Below are 23946 nucleotides of genomic sequence, written 5' to 3' on the forward strand. Positions count from 1 at the left end.
GAACATGAATGTTCAGAGTATGCGGTTCAATCGGCTCGACCTGAATTTGCTGATCGGTCTGGACGTGCTGTTAAACGAATGCAATATCACCCGCGCGGCCGGCCGTTTGTGCCTGAGCCAGTCCACGGTCAGCGGGATACTGGCGCGCCTGCGCGAGTATTTCGGCGACGATCTGCTGGTGCAGTCCGGCCGGGCCATGGTGCCGACGCCGCTGGCGCTGTCGCTGATGGAGCCGGTGCGCGACATCCTCACCCGCATCAAGCAGACGGTGGAGACGGTCACGGAGTTCAACCCCGAGACCACGCTGCGCCATTTCCGCCTGGTGGCCTCGGATTATTTCAGCTCGGTGGTGATGACACGGCTGGTGGCGCAGCTGAATCAGATCGCGCCCTTCGTCACGGTGGAAATCCTGCAGCTGACCGATCGCTCGATGCTGCAACTGGAGCGCGGTGAAATCGACATGGTGGTGCTGCCCGAGCGCTATCTGTCGCGCAGCATGCCATCGGAGACGCTGTGCTCGGACCATTTCAGCTGCATCGCGTGGGACCGCAACCTGGAGGTGGGCGCGCAGTTGAGCGAGAGCGACTACCTGCGGCTCGGGCATGTGGTGACGTCCTTTGGCTCGCACCAGGAGTTCGCCTTTGACGAATTCTTTTTCCGCAGCGTCGGGCTGAGCCGGCGCATCGAGGTCACCTGCGCCGCGTTCAACCTGCTGCCGCAGTTTGTCGTCAACACCCAGCGCATCGCCACGTTGCAGACCACGTTGGCCAGGCAGCTGGCGCACCATTATCCGATCCGCGTGATGGACTTGCCGGTCGCGGTGCCGCCCCTCGTTGAGTGCATGCAGTGGCACGCGTCGAAACACAACGAACCGGCCCATATCTGGTTGCGCTCCATGCTGCGGCAGGTGGCCAAGGCGGCCGGTGACGCGCCGGCCGCCACCGCGTCAGAGCCCGTTCTTGCGGGCGATTGATCCCAGCACCAGCGCGCTGGGCTTGGCGGTGCGCTGGAAGGTGGTGCGGTCGACGCTGTGCAGGCCGAACTTGGCCTTGTAGCCGGCGTTCCATTCGAAGTTGTCGACCAGCGACCAGTGCAAGTAGCCCAGCACCGGCACGCCGTCGTCCATCGCCTTTTTGAGTGCCGCCAGCGCCGGCGGGATCAACTGGGCGCGGACGCGGTCGTCCACGCTGTTGACGCCGTGTTCGGTGACCATCACCGGCACGCCGGCCACCGCATGGGCATAGCGTACCGCGCCCGCCAGCGATGGCGGATAGACTTCGGAGCCGGCCATGTTGCGCACCACGCCGGCCGGCGCCGGCACTTTGCCTTGCGCGTCCCAAACCGTGCGTTCATAGTTCTGCACTCCGACAAAGTCGTCGTGGCGGACCGCGCGCAGCCACTCGCCGTACAGTTGTTCGCGCATCGCGTCGCGCTTGCTGTCGGGGCCCGCGGCCTGGTCGTCGATAATGGCCAGGCTGGCGCCGACCGGCAGATCGCCGCGCACCGCCTTGATGGCTTGCCGGCCCAGCTTGTGCGCCTGCAGCATGTTGCGGCGCACCCGCTCGGCATCCGGCAGCCACAGGCCATTGCCCAGCAAGAACAGTGGCACGTTGAATTTTTTCGCGATCGCCTCGCTCATGGCCTTATCGGATGCATACAACCGCTCGCCGACGCCAGGCGGGAGCACCAGGTGCAGCACGCCGGACAGGTTGGGCTCGTTGAGCGTGAGCGCATAGCCGATGTGGGCCGACAAGTGGCGCGCGGCGCGGTCGCAGAAGCGCGCGAACAGGTCGGGCGAGTCATCGTTCATCCAGCCGCCGCGCAGGGCGAACCAGCGCGGCGTGGTGAAGTGGTTGAAGGTGACGACCGGCACGATGTGGCGCGCGCGGCAGCCCTCGATCATGGCTTTGTAGTGGTTCAGCATGGCGATCGAGAACATGCCCGGCTCCGGCTCGATGCGCGCCCATTCGAGGCTGAAGCGGTAGCTGTTCAAGCCCATGCCGCGCACCAGATCGAGATCGGCCGGCCACAGTTCAAAACTGTTGGCGGCGTCGGCCGACGGTTCCTCGAAGCCGGAATTTTCGATGTGTTCGGCCACCCAGCAATCGCTGTTGACGTTGTTGCCTTCCACCTGGTGCGCGGCGGTGGCGGCGCCCCACAGAAAACCTTTGGGGAATTTGGCGGGTGCGCCACCGGCGCCCAGTGCGGGTACGCTGCTCACCGTTGCCGCGACACCGGCGGCGGCCATGAAAGTACGACGATCCATAAAGTCTGCCTTAAAAATGAAGAGGGGAAGAAACCGCGCCATCGAGACAGCTGGCGGCGGGGGCGGTGAGCAAGCGAACCGGCCCGATCAGGCCGGACCCGCGTAACGGCGCTTGCGCGTCGTAGACGCCGCGCATGTTGGTGATGCTGGTGGCGCCGGGCTGGGCGTCGCCGATCAGGCGGTTTTGCCACGGGTTGGTGACGTCGACCTCCAGCCGGTTGTCGCCGGCTTGCAGCAGTTGACCCAGGTCGATGCGATAGGGCGGCTTCCAGGCGATGCCGGCGTCCTTGCCGTTCAATCGCACGCGCGCGATATCGCGCACCTCGCCAAGGTCGAGGATGACCCGCGCCGGTGCGCCCGCGCCGACGCTGATGGTGGTGCTGTAGGTGGCGGTACCGGAGAAGTAGCGGATGCCGGGAACCGGACTCTGGGTCCACGACTGGAGTTGCGTCAGACGGATGCTGTCGTCGGGCGCGCCGCGGCCGGCAGCGAATCTGAGTTGCCAGGGTTGGTCCAGCGTGGTCCACGACGTTGGCTCGGCCAGCGTCGCGGCGCGACCGGGCGTGGCCGCGCGCGGGAAGACGACGAACAGCGACTGCTGCGGCGCCAATCGCAAAGGCAGGCGGACAGCGGCTGCATCGGCGCCGCGCTGGTGCGGCGCGGCGGCGATGCAGCCGCTGTCCGCCTGCCAGATTTCCGGTGCCTGCCGGCTGTCATGGCCATCGCGGAACAGCGCCTCAATGGTGCGTGTCGCGCCGCCGGTGTTGGCGATGAAGTAGATTTCATGCGTGCCGCTGTGGCGCTGCGTCACCATGACATCATCCCCGGCGCCTTTGATTTGCACCGACGGCGCCAGTTTGATGCGGGCCAACGCGGCGCCCAGGTGGCCGCCGCCGTCCACGCTGCCGCGACCGACGCGGCGCACACTGGCGCGGCTGCCGGTCGCGCCCCACAGGCTGTCGGCCAGCCGCTCGAATGTGCGCCGGTCGTCCGCCAGGCTGGGTGTGCCTTGCGGCCGTTTGCCGACCACGGTGGCGCCGGCGCGCGCCAACGCGACGATGCGTTGTAGCGCGCCCAGCGTCATGCGGTTGCTGGAGCCGCCGAGATACAGCACGCGGTAGCGCGCGCCGCTGCGGCTGAGCAGCTGATTGCCGCGCACCGACAACTGCTGGCGCAGCGCGGTCAGATTCACGTAGTCGTAGGCGTAGCCGGCTGGCACGTCACGGTTCGGCGCGTTGCCGAACAAGCTGGTGATGGGCGCGTCCTCGCCGTAGAAGTAGGCGATATCGGCCACATGGCGGCCTTGTTGCAGCAGGTAGGCGCTGCGCGCCAGGTAGTCGATCCACGGCCTGGCCTGATCGGCCCAGGTCTCGTGACGCGAGAAGTACTGGCCGAGGAAGGGCGCCAAGCTCATGCCCGGCGTCACGCCGTCGAGCGGCTGGTGTGCCGAGGTGTGGAGGACGATGCGGTTGACGCCCAGCGCGAATTCAATGTCGGCGGTTTTCTTCAGGTCGCGCGGCGTGGCGTTCCATGGTTGGCCGAACACGGTCATCGATTCGGCGGCCACCAGGTTCTGACCCCACACATGGGCCACCGAGGCCGCGCCCTGCACGTCGGCCACAAAGGTGGGGCGCGGCTGGCCGCCGGCCGGCACCGACCACATGGCCGCCATCGGCACATCGGCGTGGCGGCGCATGTCCATGTCGTCGCCCAACTGCGGGCGCTGGTCTTCCAGCGCTTCGCCGTACACCTTCATGCCGCGCTGATGCACCTCCCGCGCGATGGTGGCGTAGTGGCTGTCCGAGAACAGCTCGCCGATGGTGCGGCGGAAGTCCCACAAGAAGCTGTCGCTGGCCGCGGCGCTGTCGACGATGCGGCCGGTGATGGCCGGCAGCCAGCGCGTGAGCGCATAGCCGCGCCGCGACTGGAAGGCGGCGGCCATGTCGTCGGTCCAGTTCTGGAAGCCGGACTCGATGGAGTCGTTCAGCAGGGCGCGCACGCCGCGCTGGCCGATCAGGTCCGGGCCCACGGCCTGTTCGATTTTTCCGAGATAGGTGTGCAGGTAGTCGCGCACATGGGTGGCGCTGAGTTTGTCCACTTCCAGTCCGGTGGCCTCGCTGGGCGCGGGGCCGTTTTGTTTGCCGGTCAGCGTGTAGCCAAAGCGCAGCACGGTCCAGCGGCCGGGCGGTGGTGTCCAGTCGAGGTGGCCGTCGGCCCGCATCCTCGCGCTCAGGTCGATGATGTCGCCGGCAGCGATGGCGCCAGGGGCGTCCGTGCCGGACGGCGTGTCAATGGCGTAGTAGTCCGGCGCGGCGGCGTAGCCGGCCTTTTCCTCGGCGCGGTGCACGCGTGGTTCGGCGTGCAGGGTTACTTCAGATAAGGGGACGGTGGTGGCGGGCTGGCCGAACGGCGGCAGCAGCACGCCCGGTGCGGCCGGCGGCGCGGCGCTGTTGGCGGCGCCCTGCAACCGCACGCGCCAGTGCTGCGCGGTGTGGGCGGGGAAGGCGATGGTTTGCTGTGGCGCGGTGCTCAGGGGCACCGGGGCGATGTCGGTGTAGTGCGCGCCGTCCGCGCTGGCTTGCAGCGTGACCGTTGGCAGCGGGGCGGCGCCGAAGCCGCGTGCCGCCGGCAGCGCGAGGGTCAGGGCGCGGAAGGTTTCGGGGCGGCTGTAGCTCAGCGTGACCCAGGTCTGGCCATCGGCGGCGAGCGGCAGATTGACTGGGTCGCCGAGCAGGCCGTCGCTCAGTTGGCGCGCCACGTCGGCGTGGTCACGGCTGAGGATACGCGCCGGCGTCGCGGTCGGCGCGCCGGCCGGCACGGCCAGCACCGCGATGTCGCGAAACCATGGGGCGGGCGCCGCGTCGGGGTTTTCCAGACGAGCTGCGATATCCAGGTAGGGGCCGGCCACGGTGGGCGGCTGCGGCAGCAGCAACGATTGGGGTTGCGTGGCGCCGTCGATCGTCAGCTCGCTCCATACCAGTTTTTTCATCGCCTGTTCCGGCCTGACCCACGGCCCGCCGGTCTCGCTCCAGCCGGGGGCGCTGGCGACGGCCATTTCCAGTCCCAATCGCTGCGCTTCGGTCGCCGCGACCCGCAGCAGTGATTGCCATTCCGCACTGCCATACACCGCCCGCTGCGCCACCACCTGCGGCGTGTGCAGGTTGCCATCGAATTGCTGCATGCCGCCGATGCCGGTGCGCTTCATCCATTGCAGGTCTTGCAGAATGCCCGATGACGTCACATTGCCGTCCATCCAATGCCACCACACCCGTGGCCGCGCGCTGTCCGGTGGCTGGGCAAAGCCTTCCTCAAGCGGCGCCGCCAGCAGTGGCAGGGAGCACAGCGAGGCGAGTGCAAAACAAAGTCGGCGGATGCGCATGATGTGGCCGGGAAGTGATCGTCAGCGCCGATTGTAGGGATGGCCGCGCCGCCGGCGTTAGTTGGCATTATGGATACCTGGGATTGGTTTTACCGATACCCGGCGCTATTGGAAAAGCTAATACATCACCATCGGGAATGCCCACTTTCCGATGCGTTTCAATTGCCGTACCCTGATTTGGTCGCTGCGCAAGGTGGTGACCAACAAGAGAATAAATCTGTCCCCAAGGGACTTCCACAGGAGACGCTTCATGCAATACAAACGATTACTTGAGTGCCTGCTCGCTAGCGGCGCGATGATGATTTCCGCGCAAACCGCTTTTGCCCAGGTCGGGCCGCAGCCGGCGAGCGACACCGCCAAGGCCGCCGTGCCGGAAGAGAACACGGTGGTGGTGACGGCCAACCGGGTCCGCAGCAACGCCCAGACCACGGCGGTGGCGCTGTCGGTGTTCAACGGCACCGCGCTGGCCGACGCCGGCGTCGGCAACGTGCAGGCGCTGCAAACCATTGATCCCAGCATCAACGTCACCAGTGCCGCCGGCGGCGCCTATGTGGCGGTGCGCGGTGTCGCCTCGACCGACACCACCGAGACCGGCGATCCGGCGGTGCCGATCGCGCGCGACGGCTTCTTCACCAATCGTTCGTTCAGCATCGGCTCGTCGATGTACGATCTGGAACGGATCGAGGTGCTCAAAGGCCCGCAAGGCACGCTGTTTGGGCGTAACTCGACCGGCGGCCTGATTAACATCATCACCGCCAAGCCGCGCGAAACGCTCGGCGGTTATCTGAGCGTGGACCTTGGCGCCTTCAGCACCGTGAACCTGGAAGGCGCGGTGAATGTGCCGCTGAGCGACACGGTGCAGATGCGCTTCTCGGCCGTCTCGCGCCGCCATGATGGCTACCGTCAGCTGACCGGTGTGAATATGGACGGCGACGATGAGGACGCCAAATCGGCGCGCCTGCAATTTGCCTTCCAGCCGGTGAGCGGCTTTGAAGGCTTGCTGTCGTACCAGAAGGACAAAATTGGTGGTGTTGGCGAGGTGACCAAGAATTCGCCGCTGGGCGTGGCGACGCCCGTCGGCGACGCGCGCACCTTCGAGGGCTTTGCGCCGGTATCGACCAAACTCGATGGCGAGCGTTGGCGCTGGGAGTTCAGCTACAACCGCTTGCCGGGCGACCTGACGCTGACCTACGCCGGCGGCTACGATACGCAGGACTACCGGCGCAACACCGACGCCACCGGCTTCACCGTGTATCCGGCCACGCGCTGGTTCCGTCAGGGCGAGTCGCCGGCCACGCGCAACCATGAGATTCGGCTGTCCACGCCGCAGAACGGCCGCTTTACCGCGCAGGCCGGCTATTTCTACTTCACCGAAAAGAACGTCATCGACAGCGGCATCTATAACCTGGCGATGCAGCCGGGTGTGCCGGTTAGCTTTGCCAACACCTACGGCCTGAAGTTCGACTATCTGATCGAGACCAAGACCCAGGGCCTGTTCAGCCAGCTTGGCTGGAAACTGACCGATGACCTCAAGCTGACCGTCGGCGCGCGCTATTCACGCGACGAGAAACAGCGCACCGGCAACGCGCGCCTGTTGCTGGGGGCACTGGTCAATCCTTTCATCGGCGCGCCGGCCATCGTCAACCCTGGCAACGGCAACATGGAAGAATCGAAGCCGACTTTCCAGGTCGGCCTGGACTGGATGCTGACGCCGCAGAACTTCTTGTACACCAAGTACGCGACCGGCTACAAGGCGGGCGGCTTCAACTCCAATGGCAGCGCCGCTTCGATTCCCTACGATCCGGAGACGGTCAAGTCGTTTGAGGTGGGCAGCAAGAACAGCTTCTGGGACCGCAAGGTCAAGTTCAACGCGGCGCTGTTCTACCAGGATTACCAGAACTACCAGGCCTCGCAGATGACCGATGCCTTGAGCAGCGGCGGCATCTTCAACGTCGGCAAGGCCAAGATCAAGGGGCTGGAGACGGAGCTGGTGGTCACGGTGCCGGAGCTGGCGCGCTTTGACTTCAACGCCACCTTCCTCAATACGCGCTTTGGCGACGGCATCGTCGTCAGTGAAGCGACGACGCCGCCAACCAATCGCAATATCGGCGGCAATGCGTTGCCGAACGCGCCCAAGCTGGCGATGACGGCTGGGGTGCAGCGCAACTTCGGCGTGGCCGGGGGCGATATGATGGCGCGCCTGTCGGTCAAACATTCGGATGATTTCTACTACTCGGTGTTCAACGACCAGGACACGCGCTCGTCAGCCTACACCACGGCCAATGCGCTGCTGACCTTCAAGCCGGCGGACAGCGCATGGGAGTTCCAGACCTATGTCAACAACCTGACCGATAAAGTGGTGGTGTCCACCATCACGCGCAACTACAACAGCCGCCAGAACGTGACGCAGTTCCAGCCACCACGCACCTACGGCCTGCGCGCCCGCTACAGCTTTTAGACGAGCAGCATCGTCTCCTTTCACCCGTACATGTCAATGTACGGGTTTTTTTTCGTTCACGCTTAGTAGGACAGACCGTGGCCGAACGGGAACAGCGGCTTGACGCTGTCGTGCGGCAGGTCGGAGCGTTGGGCGGCCGCCGCCGCGTCGGACGAGGGCAGTTCGATTGGCAGCTTGCCTTGCGGCGCGCTGCGACCGGTCAGCACGTCGAGCAGGGCGATATCGCTGACGCCGAAATTGGCCACCACGGCGGCGGCCTTGTCGACGATGTTGGTCAACACCGCCGGACGGTCCAGATAAATGGTGACGATGGTCGGCACTTTGGCGGCGCTACGCTTGATGGCCGCGTAGTCGGCGTTGTCGTCACCGAATTCCAGATTGCCTTCGTGCGTCATGGCGCCAAAAATGTAATTCGGGTGCAGCATCTGCGATGGCGCGGCCACGCGCATGATGGCGACATCGGCCAGCTCCGGCGCGTCAACCACCCGCATGCCATAGCGCTGCGCCACCTTGGCGTCGACGCCGTGCAGGTACACCCGCTTGCCGCCGGCCAGCGGCAGGATGCGGTCCTTGTTCTGCAACAGCACCAGCGAGCGGCGTTGCGCGTCCAGCGCCTGCTGTTGCGCTGCCGGGGTGTTGACGCGCGCCGCCGCTTGTTGTTCATCGACGAACGGCGCTTCAAACAAGCCTTGCTGGAATTTTTGCAGCAGGATGCGGCTGGCCGCGCGGTTCAGATCTTCCACGCCGAGTTCTCCCGCGTTGACCGCCTCGACCAGCAGTTCGGACGCCTCGGTGCCACCAAACTGGTCGACGCCGGCCCGCACCGCCTTGACCATGCGCGCGCGTGGGCTGAGCTGTTCGACGCCCCACGGCGTGCCCCATTTGGCGAAGTAGGCGAACGGATTGGCGCCTTTGGGAATGCCTTCGGCGCAGTCCTCGGCACAATCGCTGGTCACCGCCCAGTCGCTGAGGACCACGCCGTCAAAGCCCCTGTTTCGGCGCAGCAGACCATCGATCAGCGGCTGGTTGAAGGCGCCGCCGACGCGCTCCAGCGTGACGCCTTCCACCGTCACTTCGCCATCCGGCATCGAGTAGGTGGGCATGACGGCGCCCACCTTGGCGGCAAAGGCGCCGTCGAAAGGCTTGAGGTGGTAGGCGAAATTCGCCGACGGGAAGGTCATGTGTTTGCCGTAGGGGTTGTGGCTGTCCCAGCCATCCTTGGCGGCGCCATAGCCGGCCCAGTGCTTGACCACCGCCACCACGCTGCCGGCGCGCACGCCGTCGGCGCCGTTTTGCACGCCCTGGATATATGCCTGCACCTGCCGGCCGGCGATGGCCGCGTCCTCGCCGAAGGTGCCGGCGACGCGCGACCAGCGCGGATCGGTCGCGAGATCGGCCTGCGGCGACAAGGCTTGCCGGATGCCGACCGCCAGATATTCCTGGCGCACGATGTCGCCAAAGCGCGCCGTCAGCGCTGGATCGTTGATGGCGGCCATCCCCAGCGGGTCGGGCCAGGCCGAGAAGGAGCCAGCGGCCACGCTTTGCCCCACGGTGTGCTGGAACTGGTTGCGCGGATCGGTGCTGACGGTGACCGGTATGCCGAGGCGCGTGCGTTCCGCCGAGGCTTGCAGCGTATTGTTGGCCGCCGCCAGCGCGGCCGCATCGCCGCTTTGGCGGGTGATCAGGGTGTTGAGGTGTTTTTTGCCGATCAGCGCGGCGGCGGCGGCGCCGTCCAGCTGCTTGCCGCCGGTGGCCAGCGGCACGGTGCCGTGGATCATGGTGCCGGCTTTTTCCTCCAGCGTCATCCGCGCCACCAGATCGCGCGTGCGCTCGGCGGGCGACAGGCGCCAGTCTTCGTAGGGATCGAGGCGGCCATTGTGGTTCAGGTCACGGAACTGCTGGCCGTCCACCGTGAGCAGGCTGGCCGCCAGCAGCGGCAAATAAAGCAGGGGCATAAAAGTCTCCTTTGTTTTAATGACGGCTGGCGCCCATGACCCTGGCCAGGCGATGGGCACCGGCCATGGCGATCATCACCAGGCCGGCGAACAGCGGCAACACGTGCAGATACGCTTGCGCGTAGTGCGCGGCGGCGGCCAAGGCCGTTGGCTGGCGGTGAAAGAATACCAGACCGGCCAGCGCCACGCCGAGCGCGGCGGCGACTTGCTGTACCGCCGTCAGCAGCCCGGCGGCGACGCCGGCGTCCGACATCGGCACATCCTGCAAGGTGGCGTTGGACAGTTGTGGCCCGCACAACCCCATGCCCAGTCCCATGCCGAACTGCGCCACCAGCAGCGGCCAGTATTGCAGCGCGCCGCCGTACACCGACCAAGCGGCCAGACACAGGCTGGTGCTGGTGATGGCCAGGCCGACCATCATCACGCGCACGCCCAGCAGTTTGAACAGCCTTGGTCCGATCAGCGTGATGCCGCCCATGGCGCCGAGGGCGATCGGGGCGCAGGCGTAGGCCATCTGCAAGGCGCTCAGGCCGATGCCTTGTTGTAGCACGAAGGTCATGACCAGCAGGTAGCCGGGCAGGATGGGATTGATGCTCAGCGTGCAGATCAGGCCGAGCGCCACCTTGCGCAGCTTGAACAGCGACGGCGGCACCAGCGCGTCGCCGCGCGCGGCCTGGCGCCAGCGCAGGTAGCGCAGCGCGCCCCAGGCCAGCGGAACGGTGGCGATCAGCAGCATGATCAGGCCGACCGGCCAGCCATGTTCGGGCCCCTCGATCAACGGTCCCAGCAGGGCAAACAGCACCAGTACCGACAGCGCCGCGCCGATCACGTCCACCGGCACGGCGTTGACACCACGGCCCGGCGGCAGCAAGCGCCACCCGGCGACCAAACTGAATAAGCCTATCGGCAGATTAATCAGGAACGTCAGCCGCCAGCCCAGGTTGAACCAGTTGGCGTCGATCAGCAATCCGCCGATGATCGGCCCCAGCGCGGCCGAGAAGCCGCCAAGAAAACCGAACACCGTATAGACCTTGTAGCGCTGCTCGGGCGGATACATCACCTGCACCAGCGCCATCACCTGTGGCACCATCATGGCCGCCGTCGCCCCCTGCAGCACCCGCGCGATCTGCAGCGACAGCGCGTCCGGCGCCAGGCCGCAGGCCATGGAGGTCAGTGTGAACAACGTTATCCCCAACAGGAACATGCGGCGGTAGCCGTAGCTGTCGCCCAACCGGCCGCCGACGATCAGCAGCACCGCGAAGGCGGTGGCGTAGCCGGCGATGATCCATTCCAGCGCGGCGCGGTCGGCGCCGATGGTGCTGCCGATCGACGGAATGGCGACGTTGACGATGGTGGTGTCGAGCAAGTCCATGACGAAGGCCAGCGCCACCGCCACCAGGGCGAGCTGGCGGCGGCGCGGCGAGAACGCGGCGGCGGCGGCGTAGGCGCTGCCCTCCGTACCTGAAACGGCGTGGTGCATCGGTTTTCCTTTGATATTGGTTTAGACGCCGGCGGCGGCGGTGACGATTTTGTCGCGTATCCAGCGGATGGCCGGATCGTTGCTGCGGTGCTTGTGCCATTGCAGCATCTGCACCAGCCGCGGTATGCGCGGCGGCGGTTCCCAGACCTTGATCGGCAGCGTGGCCTGGGCGCGCAGCGCGATGCGGCGGTGCACGGTGGCGATGCGGTCAGTGCCGATCACCATCGAGGGCAGGGCGCTCAGCGTCGGCGCGGTGACCTCGACCCGGCGCTTGACGTCGAAGCTTTCCATGAACCAGCCGTCGAAGGTGGACAGCGGGTTGGTGTGCTCAAAGGTGGCGATCACGTGGCCGCAGGCGAGGTAGTCGTCGAAGGTGAGGCGCTCCTTGACGCGCGAGTTGCCTTCCCAGGTGACGCACAGGTAATCTTCCTCGAACAGCGCGGCCGACGGATGGTCCTTGGCCAGGTATTGCGACGGGATCACCAGGAAATCGGCCTCGCCCTGTTCCAGTACCTCGTCCGGACGCTCGGCCTGGTTGCGCAGGCGGATGCGCAGATTGGGCGCCTCCCGATACAGTTCGGCCAGCAGGGTCGGGATCAGCACCGTGGAGGTGTAGTCGGACACCAGCAGCGTAAACACGCGCGACTCCGTCGCCGGATCGAACTGCGGCTGGGCGGCGATGGTGGTGTCGATGCGCATCAGCACCTCGCGCACCGGGTCCACCAGCTCCTTGGCGCGCTGCGTCAGCATCAGCTGGCGGCCGGACGGCACCAGCAGCTCGTCGTTGAAATAGGCGCGCAGGCGCGACAGCGCGCCGCTGGTGGCGGGCTGACTCAGGTACAGCTTTTCCGCCGCGCGGCTGATGTTGCGCTCGGTCAGCAGCGCGTTCAGCGCCACCAGCAGGTTGAGATCGAGTTTATTGAAGCGCATGTGGGCTCCGCAATCAGGCCGAGGCGCGCACGATCAGCGCGTGGTCCAGCGTGAGCGACTCGCTGGCGCCGCCGGCCAGGCGCTTGAGCAGCAGCTGGGCGGCGGCGGCGCCCAGTTCGCGCACCGGCTGGGCGATGGTGGTCAGCGCCGGCTCGAACACTTGGGCTACCGGGATATCGTCGAAGCCCATCACCGCGACGTCTTCCGGCACGCGCCGGCCGACGCGGCGGAAGGCCTTGATGGCGCCGATGGCCAGCGTGTCGGCCACGGCGAACACGGCGGTGGGCGGCTGTTCCATCGCCAGCAGCGCGCCGGCCGCGTCCATGCCGTGTACATAGTCGGTGCCGCGCGCCACCCGCACCAGTTGCGGCTCGATCGGGATGTTGGCGCGCCGCAGCGCGAACTCGTAGCCGGCATGGCGTTGGCGCGCCCAGCGGTAGTCCTCGCTGGCGCTGAGCAGGGCGATGCGCTGGTGGCCGCGGTTGAGCAGGTACTGCACCGCGTCAATGGCGGCCTGGCGGTGGTCGATGCTGACGCTGGGCACGTCGCTGTCGTCGACGAATTCCGAGCAGGCCACCCACGGCAGATCGGGGATTTCCTGCAGCAGCGGCTTGAGGTCGGCGAAGCGCGCCAGGCTGATGACGCCGTCCGCCATGCGGTTGTACAGCGAGTCGAGGGCGGCGCTGTCGCGCGACAGCGTTTGCGAAGCCTCGGCGATGACCAGGCCGTAGCCGTTCTCGCGGGTCACCGATTCCACGCCTTTGACGATTTCGGCGAAATACGGATTGGCGAAGTCCGGCACCAGCACCAGCAGCAAGCGCGTTTCGCCGCGCATCAGGCTGCGCGCCAGCGCGTTGGCGCGGTAGCCCAGCGCCCCGACCGCCGCCTCGACCCGGGCGCGGGTGTCGGCGTTGACCGCCTTGGTACCGTTGAGCACGCGCGAGACGGTGGCGATGGACACGCCGGCATGTTCGGCCACGGCGGAGATGGATGCGGTGGCGGACGCCTTGGCTTTATTGGTTTTAACGGACATCGGATGTAAAGATGGGAAAAGTTTTCCTAATATAGCCGAAAACCGCCCGTTGCAATACATTCCCGGGTATCCAAGATATGAATACGACATATCGGTAAAAAGCCAAAACGGCAAGGTGGGAAAGCGTTATCATTTTTTGCCGTATAGATTTTCCTGCATAGACAGGCAAACAACAATAGGAGACAGACAATGCGTAGTTCTGAATACCCGCAAGGGCAGGGAGGTGCGCCGGCGGCGCCACGAAAAGCCGACTGGCGCCAGGGCTGGATACTGGTGTTTTCCGGCTTCCTGCCGGTGATGGCGATTATCGCGCTGGCGCCGACCCTGCCCACGCTGCTGGCGCACTTCCACGACGTGCCGAACGCCAGACTGATGGTGCCGCTGCTGATCACCGCGCCGAGCGCCTGCATCGCCCTGTTCGCGCCAGCCGCCGGCGCCATTGCCGACCGCTTTGGCCGCCGCCGCTTGCTGCTGTGGTCGATGGCGTTTTATGGCGCCGGCGGCCTGATGCCGTTCGCCATCGATAATTTCTGGGCCGTGGTGGCCGGCCGCGTGGTGATCGGCGTCGGCGAAGCCGGCGTGCTCACGGTGGTCAACACCCTGCTGGCCGACTATTACGAAGAGAAGGAGCGCCACCGCTGGCTGATGATTCAGGGTGTGGTCGGTTCGGTGCTGGGCACCGTCACCATCGCCAGCTCCGGCTTCCTGGCGGCGCAGGGCTGGCAATATCCGTTCCTGGTGTATGCGGTCGCCATTCCTATCCTGCTGGCCAGCCTGGCCTTCCTGTTCGAGCCCGAGCCGCGCAAGCAAGCCGCCGGCCAGACGGCGGCCACCACGCCGTTCCCCACCATGACGGCGTTGATGGTGTGCGGCGTGACGGTGGTGCTGTCGACCATCTACTACGTGCAGGTGATTAACTTCTCGCTACTGCTGAAAGAACTGGGCCTGGCCGATCCGAAATCGATCGGTTTGAGCATGGCGCTGCCCAGCATCGGCGTGCCGATCGGCGCGGTGCTGTTCAAGCTGACCACCCGCTACGGCGCCGGCGCGCAGATCGTGCTGGTGTTCCTCGGCTACGCGATTGGCCTGGGCGGCATCGGCATGGCGCCGGATTACCAGACGGCGCTGGCCTTCGCCTTTGTGCAGCAGCTGGCCAACGGCATCATCGTGCCGGCGCTGATCGCCTGGACGCAGAGTAAGTTCTCTTTTGAGCACCGTGGCCGCGGCATGGGCTGGTGGGCCAGTTCCTTCTTCGTGGCGCAGTTCCTGTCGCCGGCCGTGGTCAACCTGATGCGCGGCTATGTCGGCAACCTGCAAGGCGCCTTCCTGGCCTTCGGCCTGATCGCCGCCGCCTGCGCGCTGCTGGCCTGCCTGCTGCGCTGGCGCGCGCCGGCGGCGCCGTCGTCGAGCGCCGTTCTTTGATTTTTGTTTGACTTAACCGAGGTCCATAGTATGAATACTCAACACAGCATCAAGCGCGGTGTCTCGCTCTACAGCTACCAGTACGAGACGTTCCTGCGCAAGATGAATCTGGACGACTGCATCGCCCACGCCGCCGGCCTTGGCGCGCGCGGCATCGAAGTGGTCAGCGAACAATCGTTCACCGGCTTTCCCAATGTGCCGCAAGCGCAGATCGACGGCTGGTTCGCGTCGCTGGAGCGGCACGGCGCCTACGCGCAATGCCACGACATGTTCCTGGACGTGAAGCTGTACAAGGATCGCAAGCTCAATTTCGAGGAGATGGTGGCCTCGCTGAAGCGCGATCTGCACTTCGCCAAGCGCGTTGGCTGCCGCAATGTGCGCGTCATCGTCAACACGCCGCCGGAAGTGGTGGTGGCCTGCGTGCCGCTGGCCGAGCAGCTCGATGTACGCATGGGCATCGAGGTGCATTCGCCGTTCCACTTCGACCATCCATGGATTTTGCGCTACACCGAGCTGACCCGCGCCACCGGCTCCGATCACGTTGGCTATGTGCCGGACATGGGCATGTACACCAAGAACTACCCGCCGGTGTTCCGCGACCGCTTCCTGCGTAACGGCGCGACGCCGAAGATTGTGGAATTCATTCTGGAAGCGCATGCCGCGCGCGTGCTGGCCGACTATGTGCTGATGGATGTGCGCAAGCTGGGCGGCAACGCGGTCGACCTGCAAATGGCCGAGACGCTGCGCCACAATATCTGGAGCAATCCACGCCGTATGTTGGAGTTCATGCCATGGATCTTCAACATCCACGCCAAGTTCTACGAAATCGACGACAGCGGCAAGGAGCCGGCGATTCCGTATGAGGAAATCATTCCGGTGCTGATCGAGGGCGGTTACGACGGCCACCTGTCGAGCGAATACGAAGGTCAGCGTCACATCGAGGATGCCTTTGAGGTCGATGGCCGCGAGCAGGTGCGCCGTCAACAAGCAATGTTCAAGCGCCTGCTGGGCGAAGCGTAAGGGAAAGCAGATATGTACGATCAACACATCATTTATCCGGGCAGCGTGGAAAACACCAGCGATGGCTGGCGCCTGGGCGCGCGGCTGCCGTATTATCGCGGCCAGATCCTGTCTGCCGTGGAGGACGTGGCGCTGACCGTGGACGGCGTGCAGGTGCCGCGTGAGAACGTGCGCTTCACCGTGCGCGGCAAGACCTACACGCTGGCGCAGCTCGAAACCACCTATGACGAGCGTTGGGAGTTCGGCGAGGTGGCCGAGGTGTCGGTGCTGCAGCCGGGCGGACTGACGGCCGGCGAGCACACGGTGACGGCGGCGGTGCAGTTGCGGATTTCGTATCTGCCCTGGAGCCCGGTCACCAGTTGCACCGTCAGCGCCACCGTCGCGGGTTAAGATCATGGCGACCACCATCAAGGGGCCGGCCATCTTCCTGGCGCAGTTCATGGGTGAGCAGGCGCCGTTCAACAGTTGGGACGTGATCACGCGCTGGGCCGGCGATCTGGGCTACCGTGGCGTGCAGTTGCCGACCAACGACGCCCGCATGTTCGACCTGAAGCTGGCGGCGGAGAGCAAGAATTACTGTGACGAGGTGGCCGGCATCGCGCGCCAGAACGGCGTCGCCATCACCGAGCTCAGTACCCACTTGCAGGGCCAGCTGGTGGCGGTGCATCCGGCCTACGACGAGGCGTTCGACGGCTTCGCGCCGGCCGAAGTGCGTGGCAAGCCGCAGGCGCGCCAGCAATGGGCGGTGCAGCAGATGCTGTTGGCGGCGCAGGCCTCGGCCAACCTCGGACTGGACGCGTCGATCAGCTTTCCCGGTGCGCTGGCGTGGCCGTTCGTCTACCCTTGGCCACAGCGTCCGGCGGGCCTGATCGAGTCGGCGTTCGATGAGCTGGCGCGGCGCTGGCTGCCGATCCTGAACGCATATGACGAGGCGGGCGTCGATCTGGCGTTCGAGCTGCATCCGGGCGAAGACCTGTTCGACGGCGCCACCTTCGAGATGCTGCTGGAGCGCGTGCAGCATCATCCGCGGCTGTCGATCGCCTATGATCCGTCGCACTTCCTGTTGCAGCAGCTCGACTACCTGGGCTTCATCGACCGCTATCACGAGCGCATCAAGGTGATGCACGTGAAGGACGCCGAATTCCGTCCCGATGCGCGCCAGGGTGTGTACTCCGGCTATCAGCCGTGGACCGAGCGCGCCGGCCGTTTCCGCTCGCTAGGCGATGGCCAGGTCGATTTCAAGGCCATCTTCTCCAAGTTCGCGCAGTACGGCTTTAAAGGCTGGGCGGTGCTGGAATGGGAATGCTGCCTCAAACACCCGGAGCAGGGCGCGGCCGAAGGTGTGGCCTTCATCCGCGATCACATCATCCGCGTCACCGACAAGGCGTTCGACGATTTTGCCGGCAGCGGCGCGGACCCGCAGCGCAATCTGCGCATGTTGGGCATAGGCTGAGGAGCGGGCATGCAACACGATTCCTCATTCCCGGGGCGCGTGCGGCTCGGCATGGTCGGCGGTGGCGAGGGCGCTTTCATCGGCGCCGTGCATCGCCATGCGGCGCGCTTCGACGACCGTTACGCGTTGCTGGCCGGGGCCTTGTCGTCCCGCGCCGACGCGGCGCAGCGTTCCGGCCTGGCGCTGGGCCTCGACCCGGAGCGCATCTACGACGATTACCTGCAGATGGCGCGTGCCGAAAGCGTCCGCGAGGACGGCATCGAGGCGGTGTGCATCGTCACGCCGAATCATATGCACGCGCCGGTGGCGCGCGCTTTTCTCGAAGCCGGCATCCACGTCATCTGCGACAAGCCGGTGACCACCAACAGCGACGATGCGCGCGCGCTCAAGGCGCTGGCCGAAGAGCGTGGCCTGCTGTTCGCCGTCACCCACAACTACTCGGCGTATCCGATGGTGCGCCATGCGCAGCAGATGGTGCGCGAGGGTGCGCTGGGCACGATCCGGGTGGTACAGGTCGAGTATGCGCAGGACTGGCTGGCGTCTCCTCTGGAGCAGAGCGGGCAGAAACAGGCGGCATGGCGCACCGATCCGGCCAAGGCCGGCGGCGGCGCCATCGGCGATATCGGCTCGCACGCGTGGCAACTGGCGGACGCCATCACCGGCTTGCGGCTGGAGGCGCTGGCGGCGCAACTGAGTTCCTTCGTGCCGGGTCGTGTCATCGACGACGACGTGCAGGTGTTGCTGCGTTACGAGGGCGGCGCGCGCGGCATGCTGTGGGCCAGCCAGGTGGCGCCGGGTTGCGCCAATGAGCTGCGCATCCGCGTGTTCGGCAGCGCTGGCGGCATCGAGTGGGCGCAGCAGCAGTCGAACGAGCTGCATTGGACGCCGTTGGGCGAGCCGACCCGCATCCTCACCCGTGGCAGCGGCGCGATGAACGCGGCCGGCGCGCGTGTCAGCCGCATTCCAGCCGGCCATCCGGAGGGCTATATCGACGCCTTTGCCGCGTTGTACAGCGAGATCGCCAGTCATCTGCTGGCGCGACGGCACGGCGGCGATCCGGGCCCGGCGCATTTCCCGACCATCGATGACGGCTTGCGCGGCGTGCTGTTCATCGAAACGGTGCAGCAATCGTCTCTCTCCGGTGGTGTCTGGACGGCGCTACGTACTTGACCGTCGCCGTCCGAGCAGCACCACCCTTCGGCCCCGTCAGGCAATTGACGGGGCTGTTTTTTTGGTGGGTAAGAGATTTCCCCGCTGGGGCTGCTATCCGGCGGACGAATGTCAGCTATCCAAACAATAGGCTGGAGGAATAACTGGGAAAACGCCTATCATTTTTACGCATACTCAACCAGAGCGGCGCCGACAGAGCGCCGCGCAAATCAGGAGACTTTCATGCATAAACCACAGCTCACTTCCATCGCCAGCGCACTGCTCGCCATCGGCGCCATCTCCACCTTCAACCTGGCCGCGGCAGCGGAGGCGGACGACAAGAAAGACACCGGCCTCACCGAGGTCATCATTACCGCACAAAAAATCGCCCAGCCGGCCAGCAAGACGCCGCTGGCGCTGTCGGTGGTCTCGGGCGAGGACTTGAAGAACGCCGGCACCGTCGATCCACGCGCGCTGGCGGCCACGCTGCCGAACGTCGAAATCGCCCAGGAAAGCGGCATGTTGCAGGTCTCGATCCGCGGCGTCACCAGCCTGGACATGACCGAGAAGGGCGACCCGTCGGCCGCCTTCCATATCGATGGCGCGTATGTGCCGCGCTACGAGGCGCAGGCCGTGGCCTTCTATGATCTGGACCGGATTGAGGTTCTGCGCGGCCCCCAGGGCACGCTGTACGGCCGTAACGCCACCGCCGGCGCGATCAACCTGATCACCAACAAGCCGACCCGCAAGCTGGAAGGCAAGGTCGGCTTTGAGCTGGGCAACTACAACACGCGCCGTTATGATGGCGTGCTGAATATTCCGCTGGGCGATGTCTGGGCCTTCCGCGCCGCGCTCAACGCCAACAAGCACGATACCTACCTGAATCCGGGCCCGAACAAGATTCCGCTGGAGAGCCAGGACGACCAGTCGGCGCGCCTGCACCTGCTGGGCAAATTCAATGCCGACACCAGCCTGCTGCTGACCGCGGAGCACAACAAGATCGGCGGCGGCGGCGTGTCGCCGGTGCCGCTGACGAACTTCTTCAACGGCACGCCGACCGGCACCTTGCCGTTCACCGCGCCGGGGCGTGGCAACGATCTGCTCAATCCGGTGTACGTTGACCGCGGCGCCGATGCCCAGCGCACCGCCGGCTGGGAGTTCAAGGCGGATAACACCAAGCCGCGCGACAACTTCGCCAATTCGCTGCGGGCCGAATTCAAGACCGTGCTGGCCGGCACCGAGCTGACCTATCAGGCGGCGCAGATGCGCATGCACACCAATCAGACCAACAATGGCGTGTACTTTGGTTTCCCATTCACCAACAGCAATAACGGCGACTCCAAGGCGCTGTCGCACGAATTCCGTCTGAACTCCACCGGCAACGGCGCGCTGCGCTGGGTGGCCGGTTTCTACCACTTCGACGAGAGCGTGTTCCGCGACGCCCAATACAATACCTACGTCACCGCGCCATTCGGCCAGTTGGTCGTCAACCTGCCGTTCCTGGCGTCGATCAACAATAAATCGAAGGCGGTATTCGGTCAGGCGACTTATTCGCTGCGCGAAGACACCCGCCTGACCATGGGGCTGCGCTACACCAAGGACCGCAAGTCCGGCTATGACCCGTTGAGCGGCGAGGCGGCCACGCCACCGGCGACCACCAGCTCGAAGGCGTATTCCGAGGACGTCAGCTTCAACAACACCAGCTGGAAGGTCGGTATCGACCATGATCTGATGCGCAACGTGATGCTGTACGCCAGCGTCTCGACCGGCTACAAATCGGGCGGCTTCAACGCCGAGCGCGACACCGGCATCTACCAGCCGGAGACGCTGAAGTCCTTCGAGACCGGCGTCAAGGGACGCTTCCTTGAAAACCATCTGCAGGTGTCGGCCAACGTGTTCTACTACGACTACAAGAACCAGCAGATGACCATTACCACTTGCCGCACCAACGATCCGGCCACCTGCCACTCGTTCACCAGCAACGCGGCCAACTCGGTGGTCAAGGGCGCGGAACTGGAAGGCAAGCTGAAAGTCGGCGACAACGGCGAGCTGCGCGCCACCGCCGCCAGCACCGATGCGCACTACAAGGACTACCATCCTTCGAGCACTATCGACTACTCGGGCAAGAAGCTGGACCGCGCGCCATCGACCACCATCGCGCTGGGCTATACCCACCACTTCCCGCTGTCCAACGGCGGCGAGGTCACGGCCAATCTCAACACCCGCCATTCGACCTCGTACTACCTGAGCGACCCGACCCAGGACATCCGTTATCGCCAGCCGTCGTTCCACAAGTCGGATGCGTCGATCGGTTACGAAAGCCCGGACGCCAAGTGGAACGTGCAGCTGTTCGTCAAGAACATCGAGAACGAAATCACTTTGCAGAGCCGCGTGCCGGGTTCCTTCTTCATCAGCGACCCGCGTACCTATGGTGTGCGCGCGGCGTATAACTTCTAAGCCGGAGAACCATGTTTAAGTACTTCCCCACCAACTACGTCTGGAATCTCTCGGTCGATCTGGCCATCGAGATGGGCGCGCGCATCGGCGAAATCGAGGAGATGTGCGCCCCGTTGCAGGAGGCCGCCAGGCAGCCCGACGCCGCCGGCACGCAAGCCTTCCGCGCCACCTGGTCACGCATGGCCGACAAGCTGTGCGAGCTGGCGGCGGAAGACGAGGCGCGCGGCCGCCTGATCTCCGCCGGCGAAAAATACGGCCGCGCCGCCACCTACTACCTGACCGCCGAGCGCCTGCAGGCGCATGGCGCGCCGGGCCGGGTGGCGTTGTATCAGCGCTTCCTGGAGGTGTTCGCCCAAGGCCTGCGGCTGGCCGGCGAGAACTGCGAGCGGGTCGAAATTCCTTACGGTGACCAATATCTTTCCGGCTTGCTGGTGCGCGCCGAGGGCGTCGATGGCCCGGCGCCGATACTGGTACAGGTCAACGGCCTGGATTCGACCAAGGAGATGAAGTACCGCGTCGGCCTGCCACGCTGGCTGGCGCAGCGCGGCGTCTCCTCGCTGGTGGTCGACCAGCCGGGCACCGGCGAGGCATTGCGCCTGCATGGTCTGACCGCCGTCCACGACAGCGAACGCTGGGCCAGCAAGATTGTCGACTGGCTGGAGACACGCAACGACATCGACCCGAAACGCATCGGCCTGGAGGGCGTATCGCTGGGCGGCTACTACTGCCCGCGTGCGGTGGCCTTCGAGCCGCGCTTCGCCTGCGGCGTGGTGTGGGGCGCCAATCACGACTGGCGCGACGTGCAGAAAAAGCGCCTGGCGAAAGAGGGCAGCTTCCCGGTGCCGCACTATTGGGAGCATGTCCGCTGGGTGTGGGGCGCCAAGGACATGGACGACTTCATGGCCAACGCCGAACAGGTGCATCTGGACGGTGTGCTGCAGCGCGTCGAGGTGCCGTTCCTGGTCACGCATGGCGAGAAGGACTCGCAGATCCCGCTGCACTGGGCGCAGCGCACCTACGATCAACTGGTCAACAGCCCGAAACGCGAACTGAAGATTTTCACCGAGCGTGAAGGCGGCGTGCAGCACTCCAGCTTTGACAATTCCGCCAACGCCGGCGCCTACATCGCCGACTGGGTCGCCGAAACCCTGGGCGGCCGCACCGCACTTTAACAAGGAGCCAGTATGAATATCATAGGACCAGACGCACTCGTATTCGGCGTCGACGACGTTGCCGCCTGCAGCCAGTACCTGACCGACTACGGCCTGATTCCTGCCGGCGGCGGCCGTTTCGAAGCGCTGGACGGCACCGCCATCGTCATCGCCCACAAGGACAGCGCGGAGCTGCCGCCGTCATTGGGTAGCGCCAGCATGCTGCGCAAAACCATTTACGGCGTGGCCGACCAGCAGACGCTGTCGGCCATTGTGGATGAACTGGCGCGCGACCGCGAGGTGCGCAAGCTGGCCGACGGCAGTATCGAAACCCAGGACGACATGGGCTTTGCGCTGGGCTTCCAGGTCACGGTACGCAAGCCGCTCGACCTGCGCGCCGAAGCGATCAACGCGCCGGGCGCCTCGGTGCGCCGCGCGATCAATGTCCCTGCGGTGGACGAAAACGCGGAAGTGCGTCCGCGCTCGCTGTCGCACGTGGTGTACTTTGTGCCGGATACGGCGAAGGCGGAAGCCTTCTACTGCGAGCGCCTTGGCTTCCGCTGCACCGACCGTCTGCTGGGCGCCGGGCCGTTCCTGCGTCCGGGCGGCACCGACGACCATCACACGCTGTTCATGATCCAGACGCCGCCGTTCATGAAGGGGTGCGAGCACTTTACCTTCCACATGGGCGGTCCGACCGAAGTCATGCTGGCCGGCACCCGCTTCGTCAACAAGGGTTATCAGTCGTTCTGGGGACCGGGACGCCACAAGATGGGGTCCAACTGGTTCTGGTACTTCAACAGCCCGCTGGGCTGCCATGTTGAATACGACGCCGACATGGACACCCATGACGAATCCTGGGTGGCGCGCCAGGCGCCGATGAGCGCCGACGCGTCGCAGCTGTTCCTGTTCCAGTCGCGCGAGAAGTGGGCGCCGGGCGGCCCGCCACCGCCAGCGGCCAAGGGGTAAGCCATGAGCCGTCAATTCATCGACCTGTCGATTTTCCTGGAAAACGAGGTGCTGTCCGACCCGCCGCCGCTGGCGCCGAAGATCACCTACCAGAAGCACACCGATACGCTGCACGAGTTCATCGCCATGATCCCCGGCACCACCGCCGAGGATTACCCGGATGGCGAGGCGGCGGCCGCCGAGTGGGTGACCATGACGACCCATAGCGGCACCCACCTCGACGCGCCGTACCACTTCCATTCGACGATGGACGCGAAGAACGGCGAGAAGAAGGCCTCGATCACCATCGACCAGGTGCCGCTGGAGTGGTGCTTCCAGCCGGGCGTGAAGCTGGACTTCCGTCATTTCCCGGACGGCTATGTGGCGACGGCGGCCGACGTCGAGGCGGAACTGGCGCGCATCGGCCATGTGCTGCAGCCGCTCGATATCGTCATGGTCAACACCCGCGCTGGCAGCCGCTATGGTCACAACGATTACGTGTCGGCCGGCTGCGGCATGGGCTATGAGGCCACTATGTATCTGCTGGAGCGCGGCGTGCGTCTGACCGGCACCGACGCCTGGAGCTGGGACGCGCCGTTTTCCTACACCGCCAAGAAGGTCGCCGAAACCGGCAACAAGGCGCTGATCTGGGAAGGCCACAAGGCCGGACGGGACATCGGCTACTGTCACCTGGAGAAGCTGCACAATCTGGAGGCGTTGCCGGGACACGGCTTCTACGTCAGCTGCTTTCCGCACAAGGTGCGCGCCGGTTCGGCCGGCTGGACCCGCGCCGTGGCCATCGTCGATGACGCGCTGTTGGCGCTGCCGCGCGGCTGACGGACGGC

17 protein-coding genes are annotated in these 23946 nt (G+C 65.5%); 11 read left to right on the forward strand and 6 right to left on the reverse strand.

Annotated elements, in window-relative coordinates; translation table 11 throughout:
* Positions 1–4 precede the first annotated feature (4 nt).
* On the forward strand, positions 5–973 hold the full coding sequence (locus GTP44_RS15645) for a LysR family transcriptional regulator (protein ID WP_161020163.1): 969 nt from the start codon (positions 5–7) through the stop codon (positions 971–973).
* Here GTP44_RS15645 and GTP44_RS15650 read toward each other — a convergent pair.
* Together GTP44_RS15650 and GTP44_RS15655 are read right to left on the reverse strand one after the other, a co-directional pair.
* Positions 947–2266: a family 1 glycosylhydrolase gene (locus GTP44_RS15650; RefSeq protein ID WP_161020164.1), complete on the reverse strand. Its 1320-nt coding sequence runs from the start codon at positions 2264–2266 to the stop codon at positions 947–949. The two genes, GTP44_RS15645 and GTP44_RS15650, sit on opposite strands and share 27 nt — an antisense overlap.
* Positions 2267–2276: 10 nt before the next feature.
* Positions 2277–5645, reverse strand: coding sequence for a glycosyl hydrolase (locus GTP44_RS15655; RefSeq protein WP_161020165.1), 3369 nt, complete (start codon positions 5643–5645; stop codon positions 2277–2279).
* Positions 5646–5895: 250 nt separating this feature from the next.
* Here GTP44_RS15655 and GTP44_RS15660 point away from each other — a divergent pair, with 250 nt between their 5' ends.
* Entirely contained in the window at positions 5896–8103 is a 2208-nt protein-coding gene (locus GTP44_RS15660) for a TonB-dependent receptor (RefSeq protein ID WP_161020166.1), read from the forward strand.
* 62 nt (positions 8104–8165) lie between these two features.
* Here GTP44_RS15660 and GTP44_RS15665 read toward each other — a convergent pair whose 3' ends face one another.
* From GTP44_RS15665 to GTP44_RS15680, 4 genes are read right to left on the reverse strand one after another with little or no spacing between them, the layout of a single operon-like run.
* Positions 8166–10058, reverse strand: a complete 1893-nt coding sequence (locus GTP44_RS15665) for a glycoside hydrolase family 3 protein (protein WP_161020167.1) — start codon at positions 10056–10058, stop codon at positions 8166–8168.
* 16 nt (positions 10059–10074) lie between these two features.
* Complete coding sequence (locus tag GTP44_RS15670) at positions 10075–11538, reverse strand: MFS transporter (protein ID WP_161020168.1); 1464 nt, start codon at positions 11536–11538, stop codon at positions 10075–10077.
* A gap of 21 nt (positions 11539–11559) precedes the next feature.
* Positions 11560–12468 (reverse strand): LysR family transcriptional regulator, encoded by a 909-nt coding sequence (locus tag GTP44_RS15675; protein ID WP_160989916.1) that lies wholly within the window; start codon positions 12466–12468, stop codon positions 11560–11562.
* Between the two features lie 13 nt (positions 12469–12481).
* A complete protein-coding gene (locus tag GTP44_RS15680) occupies positions 12482–13501 on the reverse strand; it encodes a LacI family DNA-binding transcriptional regulator (RefSeq protein WP_160989917.1) in 1020 nt (339 codons plus the stop codon).
* A gap of 189 nt (positions 13502–13690) precedes the next feature.
* Between GTP44_RS15680 and GTP44_RS15685 the strand changes: the two genes are divergently transcribed.
* From GTP44_RS15685 to GTP44_RS15725, 9 genes are all read left to right on the forward strand, one after another.
* Entirely contained in the window at positions 13691–14923 is a 1233-nt protein-coding gene (locus GTP44_RS15685) for an MFS transporter (protein ID WP_161020169.1), read from the forward strand.
* Positions 14924–14953: 30 nt separating this feature from the next.
* Positions 14954–15943 carry a sugar phosphate isomerase/epimerase family protein gene (locus GTP44_RS15690; protein ID WP_160989919.1) on the forward strand — a complete coding sequence of 330 codons (990 nt, stop codon included), beginning with the start codon at positions 14954–14956 and terminating at the stop codon, positions 15941–15943.
* A gap of 12 nt (positions 15944–15955) precedes the next feature.
* Complete coding sequence (locus tag GTP44_RS15695; RefSeq protein ID WP_160989920.1) at positions 15956–16333, forward strand: C-glycoside deglycosidase beta subunit domain-containing protein; 378 nt, start codon at positions 15956–15958, stop codon at positions 16331–16333.
* Positions 16334–16337: 4 nt separating this feature from the next.
* Complete coding sequence (locus GTP44_RS15700) at positions 16338–17396, forward strand: sugar phosphate isomerase/epimerase family protein (protein ID WP_161020170.1); 1059 nt, start codon at positions 16338–16340, stop codon at positions 17394–17396.
* Between the two features lie 9 nt (positions 17397–17405).
* On the forward strand, positions 17406–18566 hold the full coding sequence (locus GTP44_RS15705; protein ID WP_161020171.1) for a Gfo/Idh/MocA family protein: 1161 nt from the start codon (positions 17406–17408) through the stop codon (positions 18564–18566).
* A 222-nt stretch (positions 18567–18788) separates the two neighbouring features.
* Positions 18789–21002 (forward strand): TonB-dependent receptor, encoded by a 2214-nt coding sequence (locus tag GTP44_RS15710; RefSeq protein WP_161020172.1) that lies wholly within the window; start codon positions 18789–18791, stop codon positions 21000–21002.
* Between the two features lie 11 nt (positions 21003–21013).
* Positions 21014–22174, forward strand: a complete 1161-nt coding sequence (locus GTP44_RS15715) for an alpha/beta hydrolase family protein (protein WP_161020173.1) — start codon at positions 21014–21016, stop codon at positions 22172–22174.
* 12 nt (positions 22175–22186) lie between these two features.
* Positions 22187–23122, forward strand: coding sequence for a VOC family protein (locus tag GTP44_RS15720; RefSeq protein WP_160989925.1), 936 nt, complete (start codon positions 22187–22189; stop codon positions 23120–23122).
* Between the two features lie 3 nt (positions 23123–23125).
* On the forward strand, positions 23126–23938 hold the full coding sequence (locus GTP44_RS15725) for a cyclase family protein (protein WP_161020174.1): 813 nt from the start codon (positions 23126–23128) through the stop codon (positions 23936–23938).
* The last annotated feature ends 8 nt before the right edge of the window (positions 23939–23946 follow it).

The organism is Duganella lactea (assembly GCF_009857505.1).
Classification (GTDB): Bacteria; Pseudomonadota; Gammaproteobacteria; order Burkholderiales; family Burkholderiaceae_D; genus Rugamonas; species Rugamonas lactea.